Source organism: Butyrivibrio sp. M55 (genome assembly GCF_900116865.1).
In the GTDB taxonomy this organism is placed as follows: Bacteria; Bacillota; Clostridia; order Lachnospirales; family Lachnospiraceae; genus Butyrivibrio.
Genome location: NZ_FPCD01000009.1, coordinates 86,022 through 98,021, shown reverse-complemented (window position 1 = coordinate 98,021; position 12,000 = coordinate 86,022). Strand labels below are relative to the sequence as shown.

General features: G+C 41.4%; 10 protein-coding genes. 4 read left to right on the top strand and 6 right to left on the bottom strand.

All coding sequences use genetic code 11. The features are described 5' to 3' along the window. Window positions 1-24 precede the first annotated feature (24 nt). From BM398_RS11080 to BM398_RS11060, 5 genes are all read right to left on the bottom strand, one after another. The gene (locus BM398_RS11080; protein ID WP_092337728.1) at window positions 25-1,194 is read right to left on the bottom strand and encodes a hypothetical protein; all 1,170 of its coding nucleotides are present in this window, start codon (window positions 1,192-1,194) and stop codon (window positions 25-27) included. Window positions 1,195-1,331: 137 nt separating this feature from the next. Beyond that, window positions 1,332-2,489, bottom strand: coding sequence for an alanine racemase (gene alr / locus BM398_RS11075; protein WP_092337752.1), 1,158 nt, complete (start codon window positions 2,487-2,489; stop codon window positions 1,332-1,334). A gap of 17 nt (window positions 2,490-2,506) precedes the next feature. Next, on the bottom strand, window positions 2,507-4,063 hold the full coding sequence (locus BM398_RS11070; RefSeq protein WP_092337727.1) for an NAD(P)H-hydrate dehydratase: 1,557 nt from the start codon (window positions 4,061-4,063) through the stop codon (window positions 2,507-2,509). 51 nt (window positions 4,064-4,114) lie between these two features. After that, window positions 4,115-4,777 (bottom strand): hypothetical protein, encoded by a 663-nt coding sequence (locus BM398_RS11065; RefSeq protein ID WP_026654487.1) that lies wholly within the window; start codon window positions 4,775-4,777, stop codon window positions 4,115-4,117. Between the two features lie 18 nt (window positions 4,778-4,795). Further along, entirely contained in the window at window positions 4,796-5,434 is a 639-nt protein-coding gene (locus BM398_RS11060) for a redox-sensing transcriptional repressor Rex (RefSeq protein WP_092337726.1), read from the bottom strand. Between the two features lie 248 nt (window positions 5,435-5,682). Between BM398_RS11060 and hslO the strand changes: the two genes are divergently transcribed. The 4 genes from hslO (at window position 5,683) to BM398_RS11040 (ending at window position 10,969) form a co-directional block, all read left to right on the top strand. Further along, window positions 5,683-6,570, top strand: a complete 888-nt coding sequence (gene hslO, locus BM398_RS11055; protein WP_092337725.1) for an Hsp33 family molecular chaperone HslO — start codon at window positions 5,683-5,685, stop codon at window positions 6,568-6,570. Between the two features lie 100 nt (window positions 6,571-6,670). Beyond that, on the top strand, window positions 6,671-8,296 hold the full coding sequence (locus BM398_RS11050) for a bifunctional UDP-sugar hydrolase/5'-nucleotidase (RefSeq protein WP_092337724.1): 1,626 nt from the start codon (window positions 6,671-6,673) through the stop codon (window positions 8,294-8,296). Window positions 8,297-8,507: 211 nt separating this feature from the next. Then, window positions 8,508-9,842 (top strand): metallophosphoesterase, encoded by a 1,335-nt coding sequence (locus tag BM398_RS11045; RefSeq protein WP_092337723.1) that lies wholly within the window; start codon window positions 8,508-8,510, stop codon window positions 9,840-9,842. Continuing rightward, window positions 9,839-10,969 carry a metallophosphoesterase gene (locus BM398_RS11040; protein WP_092337722.1) on the top strand — a complete coding sequence of 377 codons (1,131 nt, stop codon included), beginning with the start codon at window positions 9,839-9,841 and terminating at the stop codon, window positions 10,967-10,969. The genes BM398_RS11045 and BM398_RS11040 overlap by 4 nt, the downstream gene beginning before the upstream one ends. 120 nt (window positions 10,970-11,089) lie before the next feature. On the opposite strand, the gene BM398_RS11035 is transcribed toward BM398_RS11040, so the two are convergent. After that, window positions 11,090-11,989, bottom strand: a complete 900-nt coding sequence (locus BM398_RS11035; protein ID WP_092337721.1) for a nitrilase-related carbon-nitrogen hydrolase — start codon at window positions 11,987-11,989, stop codon at window positions 11,090-11,092. Window positions 11,990-12,000: the final 11 nt, after the last annotated feature.

The window sequence follows — 12,000 nt, the reverse complement described above, 5'->3', positions numbered from 1 at the left end:
GTACTATATATAATTCCGACAATATTAGCTAAAATGCTTCTTCACCTTATCATACTGTACATTTATCTCCTGTAATGCTCCGTTATCGCCATCCATGTTGTCGGGATGGTAGAGTTTTACAAGACTTTTATACTTTCGCTCTGCGCTCTCCCTGCTCTTACAGCCGGCAAAGAAATCAAATGTCTGTGAACCCGCCGCAGCTACCGCAGGTTCTCTTTCATAACCGTAAGATTCATCTTCCTCCTCTTCTTCGTAGTATTCGTCTTCATAATAGTCTTCTTCAGGGTACTCTTCTTCATAATATTCATTCCCCGAATAATCATCCGCATAATCTGCATCGCCGTATGCATCGTCATATGGCTCATCATAGCGTGAGTCTTCGTATCCGTCGTCATCGTATCGCGAATCGTCATACCTCTCATCATATCCGTGGTCATAACGTGCTCTCTCATCGTAATACTCATGCCTTCTTCGGCGGATTATGCAGTCATCGTCAGGATAGCGGTCGGCACTGTCATCATAAAAACTCCTGCCTTCCTGCTCTCTTCTGTTATTCGCATTTTCAGCGGCTTCGGCATTTCTTTCTTTTTTCCACTGCGCATACTCTCTGGCAAAATGTCTTTTACCCGCATCGGGAAACAGTCTGTAATACCTGTTCTGCATCACGCTCATAAAGCCTTTTCCCAGCACCGCAAATCCCACATAAAAAGCCATATCGGCCGCAACGGCAAAAAGCAGGATCTTTCCGTAAGAAAAAAGTACGGTTATCCCAAGGATAACGCCGACAACGGGAGCCAGAAGAACAAAGCTTAAAACAAGCAAAATGACGAACGAAAATGTTCCCTTATATTTGCCTATCTCGCCCTTCCACCAGGTCACAAGTTCATTGTAAAAATATCCGACTTCGGAATTTCCAATCTTCAAAAAATCCTGTGCAGTCTGTTCAATTCTCTCGTTTGATAAAGCATCCGTGGAAATCTTATCGGGGCCGGCACTCCCCGAAAGTAAAAGAAATGTATTAAGACAATATAGTCCGCAGAACACAACAGCAGTCACGGGCAACACACAATACAGGTATTTAAGTAAGCCAAAAAACAGCTTAAGAAACCATGTAAGCATGGATAAAAAAGCCTTAAGCGCGGTTATGGCAAGACCCAATATCGCATTGGCTGCTGTAGTCAGAATAGATATCATAAATAAACTCCCTTGCAAAACTTCTATGAAAATTTTATACGAAATACGTACCTATGTCGAGTGTCCGCCTTTTTGATAAAGAAAAAAGAGAGCCGTAAAAAGGGCTCTCTGAACAAAAAATATTTTTTAATGCATGCTTAAATATATACTCTGGGAACTCTGTGGTTAATATCGCAGGTAAGCTCATAATTAAAGCGTCCGCTTAAGTTTCCAAGCATCTCAGCCGAGATCTCTTCACCGGAAACAGGATCTTTTCCGAGAAGAACAACCTCGTCTCCCTCTTTTGCATCCGGAATATCCGTTACATCGACCATGAACTGATCCATGCACACTCTTCCGAGAATATTTGCGCGATGCCCTTTTATAAGAACATAGCCCTTATTTGAAAGGCTTCTCGGATATCCGTCTCCGTATCCGACAGGTATTGTGGCAATACGCGTCGCGCTGTCGGTAACAAAGGTTCCGCCGTAGCTTACGGGTGTTCCCTCGGGAACATCCTTTATCATTACTATATGGCTTACAAGTTCCATAGCCGGCTTAAGGTCTATAATATCCTTCGCAACTTCATCCGAAGGCCACATTCCGTAGATCGTAACGCCCGCTCTTACCATATCCATGGAAGATTCGGGAACCGCAATAATACTTGCGGAATTTGCACAGTGATGGATCGGTATCTTTTTACCTACGGCAGCCTCTGCGCTCTTTACAAACTCAGCAAAGATCTGTTCTCTTTCTTTTACGTTAGATAAATCCTTCTCATCGGCTCTTGCAAAGTGGGTAAATATACCTTCAACCTCAATGCTGCTTACTCCAAATGCTTTTTTGACAAACTCTTCTCCGCTCTTGTCATGACGGATTCCGATTCTTGACATTCCGGTATCAACAGCGATGTGTATCGGAGCAGGATTCTTAATTACGCCCGACTTCATAAGTCTTTCTGCGCAGTCTCCGAGCTCTTTTAACATATCTTCCCTAAATACCGCGGGCCTTATTCCCAAAGAAAGCATTTTCTCATATGCATAAGGGAATGTGTAACCAAGTACCAGTATTGGCTTTTTGATTCCGTTCTCTCTAAGGTCAAACGCCTCTTCTGCCGTCGCAGTCGCATATCCCCAGATATAATCTTTATTTTCCAAAAAATTGGCAATTCTCAAAGCGCCGTGTCCGTACGCATCGGTCTTGATTACAGCCATGATCCTGACTCCGTCCGGGATATTGTTCTTCATCGCTTCAAGATTATATTCTATTGCACCAAGGTCTACTCTTGCGCAGACCCTTGAATTCTCATCATACATTTCCATTCCATCCATCTTTAATTCAAAATATTTTCAAGTTCATCCACTATATCGGAAGCAACCATCGAAAGCTTTCCGTGACGCGCAGCCGCCAGATCGCCCGCAGCTCCGTGCAGATACGCTCCTATGCAGGCGCATTCAAAAGAACTAAGTCCCGTTCCCACAAGAGCTCCAAGTACGCCCGAAAGCACATCTCCGCTTCCTGCGGTTGCCATGCCGTCATTTCCGCTTATATTAATATAAATCTTTTTTTCGTTACTGTCACTAACAACGCTTCGTGCATCCTTACATATGACCGTACAATGAAGTTCTTTGGCAAGTTCTTTTGGGTAAAAGAGAATATTCCTCTTACACTCCTTAATGTCCCTTCCAAAAAGTCTTGCAAATTCAGCAAGATGAGGCGTAAGGATAAGCTTTTTGCCGTTTCTTCCAAAGTCGCTTGCAAGGCGCCTAAGCTCCTTATCGGCTGCAATAAGATTAAGTCCGTCCGCATCAACAACAAGGTTCTTGTCATATCTTGAAAGAACGACCTTAAGGATCTCAGCGCCCCTACCGGTCATACCGATTCCGGGGCCCACAACCGCTGCCGTCGACCAGTTCATCGCATCCTCAAGCTTCTCCGAAACTGGCTCATAGTCCTCATATGTATCAATAAGAGCTTCGGGAATAACAGTCTTAATAACTTCCGCATTTTCAAAAGCCGTAAACACCTTTACCATCCCTGCCCCGGCCTTAAGACACGCTCCCGCGCTAAGCGCACATGCTCCGCTTATTTCCTTCGAGCCAGCAATTATAAGGATTTTTCCGTTCGTTCCCTTGTTTGAATACTTTTTTCTCTCGGGCAAAAGAGCTGTAACTTTCTCATCATAAAAGAAATATTCCGGAGTGTTTCCGCAAAAGCTTTCTTTTGTAATTCCGGCATCACCGACAACAAGCTTGCCTGTATATTCGCATCCGGGATACAGAATATGTCCCAGTTTTACGCAGTTAAACGTAACAGTTTCATCAGCTTTTACACAAAGAGAACAGATTCTTCCGTCATCAGCATTTATTCCCGAAGGAATGTCGACAGATACAACAAAAAGATCGTCTCCTCTGTCTTTTTTGCAATCATTGATATAGTCGATAACCTCGGCATAACTTCCCGTAATGTTTCTGGAAATCCCTATACCAAACAATGCATCTACTATGATATCCCATTCAGCAGGGCTTTTGTTGTCTCTTATATTGGAAAAAGTGTCAGCATTGATTCCGTAATTTGCCGCGATCTTAAGTTGCTTCAGGCACAGATCGCTGCACTTAGTCATATCACCGACAACAACAAGCTTTACTCTTATACCCCTTTGCTTCAAAAGCCTCGCGGTACAAACACCGTCTCCGCCGTTATTTCCGACTCCGGCAAAAACAAGCGCCGTGTACTTTCTGTCTGCGTTTTTGGAAGAAATATGTTTTTCAATCTCATCAGCAACGCAAAGAGACGCTCTTTCCATCAAAATCTCAGTGCTCACTCCGAAGACCTCCGAAGTATTTCTGTCATATCTTTTCATCTCATCGCTTGTCACTGCATACTTCATAGCTTATCTCCCCTTTGAAAAAAGCTGCCATCAGGCAGCTTTTTAAATCAATTATGATGTGTAATCCTTGTCATTGCCTGCAAGAGGCCTGCGGATAGGATGTCTTCTGTCCGGATCGTATTTCATATCGAATATTTCAATAACTTCCGGCCCAAAGATCTGATGCATATAGGAATAAAGATTGTAATTTTCCATCTCCGCCTGTTGCATGAGAACTATATTCTTCTTAAGTTGCACTCTGAAATCCGAAACCCATTTATCAAGTTCCGTGATGTACTCGGTATTATCATGAAGTCTCTCATAGCAAACCTTCATCGTTTCGATCATCAGCTCGTAATCGGCTTCATATATCTTTTTTGAAAGATCCCTGAGTTCATCATCGTAGGATTCGATTCTCTCGTTGCAGTCATTGATAAGTCTTGTTCTGTCTTCAATTTTCTTCTCGATAGCAGATGAATCACCCGCTTTATTGGCTTCGTCCCTAAGGGGCACAATCTCACCAAGAAGCTTTTTCTTAACCTTCTTAAGGTCCTTGGTCTCACTGCGCAACTTCCCGTCACGCTCGACAAGTGCATTCAGTTCATCCGCAAGATTCGAGATCTCCGGTGTCATTTCCGTCTGCGTAAAAAGCTGGTGCCATTTGTTATCCAGCGTCAAAATGGGAATATTCTTTCCCTGTAACGCAGACATATAAGCTTCTTTGTCTTTTGCCATTAGTTTTTCTCACCTGAGTTAAACATTTTTTCCTGACCTGTTTATATTATACGATAATTTCATCAAACTGTCAGATAAATGTACATTTTCTACCACAATATAGTCAGGCACCTCAAGATCGACGTGTGCAAAGTTCCAGATGGCCTTAATTCCGCACTCGCAAAGTCTGTGAGCCATCGGAACTGCCTGATCCTTAGGAATGGTCAAAACAGCTATCTCTATTTTATTGTTTTTTACAAAATCTTCTACTTCATCGATCGGACGGACTTCCACATCTCTTATCTTTGTTCCGAAAAGATCGGGGTTACAATCAAATGCTCCTTTGAAAACAAATCCTCTTCTCGTAAAATTCGTGTATCCCGCGATTGCCTTGCCAAGATGTCCGGCTCCGATAATAACAAGGCTGTGTTCCTTGTCTATTCCCAAAATCTTGCTGATCTCGTCATAGAGATAACCTACGTTATATCCATATCCCTGCTGACCGAAACCACCAAAATTATTAAAATCCTGCCTTATCTGAGAAGCAGTAACTTTCATTATGTCGCTAAGCTCTTGAGAAGATATCCTCTCAACACCTTTCTCCTTGAGATCTCCCAAATATCTGAAATAACGCGGAAGTCTGGAAATGACCGCCTGAGAAATTTCCTTATCTGCCATATTCTGCTCCTTTATTATGTATTTTTTTAACCGAAAAAATTCTTAGAATTCTCTTTTAAACAATAGTATAGATTGTTAAGGATTATACAAAATAATTATATCTGTGCGTTAAATCTATGTCAATCGGATAAAGCCACATATTCCGCAAAAAACAGCGAATTTACCGCGCCATTTACTTTAATAGTGAAATCATTTATTATTCAATACGAATTAAATCTATTGATAATAAAGAAAGTTGAGGATAAATCATGTCATATAAAGATTATATGGTACGCGCAACCGCAGCAGATGCGCAGATAAGAGCTTTCGCTGCAACAACAAGAGATCTTGCCGAATACGGAAGAAAAGCACACAACCTCTCTCCCATTGCCGCAGCGGCACTCGGACGTCTTATGACAGGCACTGTAATGATGGGAACAATGATGGATAACGATCAGGACCTCATAACCGTAAAGATGGACGGCGACGGTCCTTTAAAAGGAGTTCTTGCCACCGCAGACAGATTTGGAAATGTTAAAGGCTATGTTACAAATCCATATGTTGTCATGGAGCCAAATGCTTCCGGTCATTTAAATGTAGGAGGCGGAATCGGCGAAGGTACTCTCACCGTTATCAGGGATATGGGGTTAAAAGAGCCCTATGTCGGCCAGGTTCCCCTGTATACCGGAGAAGTTGCCGAAGACCTCACATACTATTTTACAAAGTCTGAGCAGACTCCTTCTTCAGTCGGACTCGGCGTTCTTGTTGAAAGAGAGAATCTTTCTGTTATCGCCGCAGGTGGATTTATCATCCAGCTTCTGCCCTTCGCTTCCGAAGAAGTCATCTCAAAACTCGAGGAAAATCTTACAAAATTCTCTTCAGTTACTGATATTCTCAAGGCCGGTAAGACTCCCGAAGATTTACTTAACATAATTCTCGAAGGCTTTGATATAGAGATCACAGATAAAATTGATTTAAATTTTTTCTGCAATTGCGACAAAGACAGGGTTGAAAGAGCCCTTATGTTAATTGGCCGAAAAGAGCTTCAGGAGCTGATTGACGATGGAAAGCCCATAGAATTATGTTGTCAATTTTGTAACAAAAAATATGTCTTTAAAACGTCTGAACTCCTTGAAATTCAAAGAAATTTGAAATAACACCTTTTATAAAAACAAATTATGCGTTATACTATTGCTTAGATGTTAGTAACATTTTGCTAACAAAGTTACAGGGATTTTAACAAAAGGAGGTAGTAGTATGACAAGACACACTGTAAAAAAATCGCGTGCCATTAGGGCTGTCATGTCCTTGACTCTGGCATCGACAATCTTTCTGACTTCCGGTATCGGTGCAGCCGTTGCACATGCCGGGGGAAAAGAAGGTGTACATATAAATAACACTTCTGGCGTAGCCAGTATCAATGATTTCAAGAAACTTGTAGAAGAAGGAAAGGATATGTCCGATAAAACTGTTATCCTTTCAACCAACGATGCACAATGTAATTTTGATAAATATCCTTATGTTGCATCTCTTAAAAACTTTTTTGAAGACAGCTTGAAGTCTGATGTTGTTCTTATCGACACAGGTGATTTCTGTGAAGGTAAGGATATGGAAAAATTCTGGAATGCCAACGGTGGCGCTCAGTGCTTAGACAATTATGATAATGAATATGCCGCTTTTCTTGCAATGAATAAAGCCGGCTACGATTTCGCTAATTTTGGAAATTACGGATTTAACTATGGATCCGATTTTAATACAAACAGTTATTTTGATTCAGGTTGCAGCATTGTTAATTTCGATTGTGCCGATAAGGCAATGAATGCTGCCTGCAAAGGTAAAGGAAAAGATTTCTCACAGTCATCCGATTGCTTCTCAAGCATCATGAAACAGAACAGCCTGTGTGACAACAGCTTCATGTATGACTGCGAAAACTCAGACATGAAGATTGGTTTCTTCGGATTGCCTGAATATGAATCTTTAGGAAACTATGACTTATCCAAGAATACTGAATGGTATACATGTGCCGAACAGCAGGCTGAAAGCCTTAAGGAAGACGGTGCCGACCTTGTTATCTGCATGTCACAGCTTGGTTTGGGTGATGTTCTCAAAGGTGGCAGCGGAATCTTCGATCTGCTCGGCAACTTGTTCGGACTTGGTGGAAAGAGCAGCTCAAAGGGCGCTTCTAAGGGCGGAACAGGTATCGATTTCATCGACCTTCTTCTCGACGGATGCTCTCTCTTTGCTGAAGGTGAAAGCGCTCTTCCCCTTAAGTTAGCTGATATGCTCCTTCGTAATATCGGTGTAACAATTCTTGATAACAACAGCAAGTCTATCGAGGATAACTTCCTCTTCTCTCTCGATGATATCATCAAGAACCTTGGCGGTGATTCAAGCATCTCCAACTTCGTAAGTGATATGATCGGTGGATTTGGATTCAACCTCTTCGGTGATGCTGATTGCGATTTCGATTGCGATTGGGATTGGGATTACAGCAGCTGCACAGGAAATACCAACGGCAAGACAACACCTAAGCCTAACGGAAACACAAGCTGCACAAATAACTCTTCATGCACAGGCAAGTCTCAGACCAAGACTACGCCACAACCAAAAGGAACGCCACAACCTAAGGGTACCACATCGACTCCAAAACCGGACGGAGCCGCTGCGCCTAAGGGCGAAACTGTTCCCGCTAAGCCCGACGGAGCTGCCGCACCTAAGGGTGAGACTGTTCCCGCTAAGCCCGACGGAGCTGCTGCACCTAAGGCTGAAACTGTTCCCGCTAAGCCCGATGGAGCACCTGCCCCTCAGTATCAGCAGAACAGCAAGTCATTATTTGACGAATTATTCCCTGAAGAGGATGATGATGATTTCTTCTGGTTCTAATTTTCAAATGAAAAAGTTTTAATATATATCGAGCCACTTCTTTGATCATATATCAGGGAAGTGGCTCATTTTTTAACATCTTAAAATTCGAGTTAAAAAATTGGGGGTTTAATTAATTTTCTTTTTACGATATACTATTGTTTAAGCATTGGGGCCCAAGATGCTTACTACGTGACATAACAGAGATTTTAACATCAAAGGAGGTAGTAGTATGAAAAGACACAATGTAAACAAAGCACCGGCCATTAGGGCTGTAATGTCCTTGATCATGGCTTCTTCTCTCTTTCTTTCTTCAAATCTCGGTGCATCTGTAGCACATGCCGAAGAGAAACAAGTTGGCTACAAATATAAAGATTCCGTTGACGGAAAAGTATCCGACTTCGTGCAAATGGCAAATGACGGCAAGGATCTCTCAGGCAAAACAGTTATTATTTCCACAAACGATGTGCATGGCGCAATTCAGAAATATCCATATGTTGCGGCTCTGAAAAATTATTTAAGCACTAAACTTAACGCTGATGTCCTTCTTGTTGACTCAGGCGATTTCAGTCAGGATAAAAAACTCAAAGGCAATAAAGGTGCCGACAGCGCCTATTGTATGGAAGAGTCCGCAGGTTTAGCCGGTGTTGAAGCTATGAACGCCGCCGGCTATGATATAGCAACTTTAGGCAATCATGAATTTGAAAGTTTTGTTGCCCTTGATGATAATCTTAAAAAAGCACAGTTCAAGGTTATCAATTCAAATTTGGTTACCAAAGATGCATATAACAAACTGGAAGAACTGGCCATTTCCTATAAAAATGCAAAAAGTGACAAAGATGCCAAAAAGACATTCAGCAAAATAATGGACACATTTGGCAGCTTTACCGAGAAAGATTATTATCGCCAGCCAAATTATATATATGAATCCAAATCAGGCATAAAAGTAGGATTCTTCGGACTTCTTACAGAAGAAGCCAGCCTTAACAGTAAATTTAAAAATAAATATAAAAAACTCAAATCAAATATTGAACTGGATAAAAATAGCATAATAGATTTTGATCTGGCTTCTACTTGCGCAAAACACCAGATTGAATCATTGAGAGACAACGGCGCCGATATTGTTATCTGTCTTTCACACTTAGGTCTTGAAGATGATCGTGAAGGAAACAGAAGTATTGATGTATATGATGCCGTTACAAGTAAAGAGCCATATAAAGCTCTTTATCCGCTCGACCTGGTACTCGACGGCCACTCTCATAACAAAGTATCTGCAGGCGCAAACGATGAGCCTTTATTGTCCGGAGAAATGCTACTCAGAGAAGTCGGCATCACAATAATCGGTAAGGATGAGCAGAATAAAGCCAAAATCGAAAAGTCAGTCCTTGTTACAATCGATGACATAAAAGATAGTATTGGCCCTGACGAAGCAACCGCTAAAGTTGTTTTAAAGCTGATAGATGACTATAACAAAAGTTTATTAAACAATACACAGGATCCATATATAAATGATCTCCTCGATCATACAGCAGAACAGTCAGACAACGAAAGGAGGAAATCAGCATGAACATATTAAAAGAAGCAACAAGTAAGGCATTTCTTTCATTAACACTTGCCACTACCCTATTCTTTTCACCAAATATCAACGGTTCGACTGCACATGCAGATGTAGGACCCATCTCATATAGTATCGACAACGAAGTATATAAAAAATTATCTGAAGTTGAATCAAAATACAATAAAAACTTTTCAAATAAAACTGTAATTCTTACAACAAACGACGTGCACGGCGCTGTCGATGGCTACCCTTATCTTGCAGGAATGAAAGAATATTTTTCAGAAAACGGTGCAGATGTCATTGTCGTTGACTCAGGCGACTTCAGTCAGACCAAAACAGATCATAAGAAGAAAAAAGAGATATATATAACCCCCGAGAACGGCCTTGCGTTTAAATGCATGAATTCAGTAGGATACAATTATGCTACTTTAGGAAATCACGAAGGCACAACATTAGGTAAACTACAGCAATACTATCATATTCCCGAAAAGCCTTCGGATTTACACATCATTTCTTCAAACATCCATTATTCCGTAGAAGGCGCTCCGCTTTTCGCATCAAATGTCATACATGAAACTGCAACAAAAGGCACAGATAGCGTAAAGATTGGTTTCTTTGGACTGACTACATCAGAAGGCAAAAGCTCAAAAAGCGAAATACTTTTAGGCGACGCCATGCATACTTGTGCGCAGGAACAGTGTGATAAGTTAAAAGCCGATGGAGCTGATATTATTATATGTCTTGCACATTTGGGCTTAGAAGACAAATTCGAAGAACCCAAAGAAAGAAGTGTAGATGTATATAACGCCGTAAAAGATATCGATCTTATGATTGACGGTCACTCGCACAGTAAAATAACACCACCCGAATACGGCAAGCCTCTTATCTATAAAAAAGAAAACGGCGATGATGTAAATAACGAACCCATCCTCTCTACAGGAACAGAATTCCAAAATATCGGCGTAGTAATAATCGACAATCATGAAAAAGCGATTGAAGATGCCTTTCTTGTACAAAGAGAAGACTTTGAAAGCTTTGAACCGATCAGCCCAAAAGTCAGCAAAGCTGCTGCCGCTACAGCCGAGGTTGTAGAAGCGGTAAAAAAAGAATCACAGAATGGTTCCAAAAAACAGTAACATAAGCAATAAAGGTATTAATCACTAAGAACACAAATCATATGTCCCAACAAAAAGCCACCTGTTTGATAACTAGACATCAAACAGGTGGTATCTTTTAATTTTTTAAGTCATAAGAATTTACTTCACTATATCTCCGTAACATTCAGGCCTTCTGTCTCTGAAAAGCCCCCATGAAGATCTCATCTTTCTGTTCTCTTCAAAGTTATATTCCGCATATATAATCTCTTCTTTGTCACGACTTGCCCTAGAGATCACATCTCCCGTCTCATCAGTGAGGAAACTGTTTCCGTAGAAACAAAGACTTGAACTCTGATTGCCGTTTTCTTCGCATGGTGTAACTTCTTCCGTTCCTATCCTGTTTGCGGCTGCAACAGGAATAACGTTTGCAGCGGAATGTCCCTGCATAGTTCTCATCCAATGTCCCGAGCTGTCAACATCAAGTATCGGCTCAGATCCTATTGCAGTAGGATAAAGGATAATATCGGCACCGTTTATCGCAAGGCACCTTGCAGTCTCAGGAAACCACTGATCCCAGCATATTCCCACGCCCACATTTCCTACCGAGGTCTTAAACACCTTAAATCCGGTATTTCCGGGCGTAAAATAGAATTTTTCCTGATAATAATGATCGTCAGGAATATGAGTCTTTCTGTATATGTCTACTATCTCACCGTCAGAATCTATCATAACAACAGAGTTATAGAATACATTCTCATCTTTTTCAAAAATACTTATCGGCATTACCACATTGTTCTTTTTACAGAAATCCTTGAAATAAACTACCGCAGGATTTGTAAGTGCAGGCTCTGCAAGCTCATAATAATCGTATCTTCTCTCCTGGCAAAAATACTTTCTTTCAAAAAGTTCAGAAAGAAGAATGAGCTTTGCACCGTTCTGTGCCGCTTCCAAAGCAAGTTTTCCCGCTTTTTCTATATTGCGCTTTACCTGCTCCTCATCGGATGCCGCGCTCTCTTCGCATGCAAACTGGATGCATGCAACTTTGACAGTATCTGACATTTTAATGTCCT

What these genes read in the sequence shown, in the direction of transcription:
- BM398_RS11080 (WP_092337728.1), bottom strand. Translation starts at nt 1,194, where the DNA reads ATGATATCTATTCTGACTACAGCAGCCAATGCGATATTGGGTCTTGCC.
- alr (WP_092337752.1), bottom strand. Translation starts at nt 2,489, where the DNA reads ATGTATGATGAGAATTCAAGGGTCTGCGCAAGAGTAGACCTTGGTGCA.
- BM398_RS11070 (WP_092337727.1), bottom strand. Translation starts at nt 4,063, where the DNA reads ATGAAGTATGCAGTGACAAGCGATGAGATGAAAAGATATGACAGAAAT.
- BM398_RS11065 (WP_026654487.1), bottom strand. Translation starts at nt 4,777, where the DNA reads ATGGCAAAAGACAAAGAAGCTTATATGTCTGCGTTACAGGGAAAGAAT.
- BM398_RS11060 (WP_092337726.1), bottom strand. Translation starts at nt 5,434, where the DNA reads ATGGCAGATAAGGAAATTTCTCAGGCGGTCATTTCCAGACTTCCGCGT.
- hslO (WP_092337725.1), top strand. Translation starts at nt 5,683, where the DNA reads ATGTCATATAAAGATTATATGGTACGCGCAACCGCAGCAGATGCGCAG.
- BM398_RS11050 (WP_092337724.1), top strand. Translation starts at nt 6,671, where the DNA reads ATGACAAGACACACTGTAAAAAAATCGCGTGCCATTAGGGCTGTCATG.
- BM398_RS11045 (WP_092337723.1), top strand. Translation starts at nt 8,508, where the DNA reads ATGAAAAGACACAATGTAAACAAAGCACCGGCCATTAGGGCTGTAATG.
- BM398_RS11040 (WP_092337722.1), top strand. Translation starts at nt 9,839, where the DNA reads ATGAACATATTAAAAGAAGCAACAAGTAAGGCATTTCTTTCATTAACA.
- BM398_RS11035 (WP_092337721.1), bottom strand. Translation starts at nt 11,989, where the DNA reads ATGTCAGATACTGTCAAAGTTGCATGCATCCAGTTTGCATGCGAAGAG.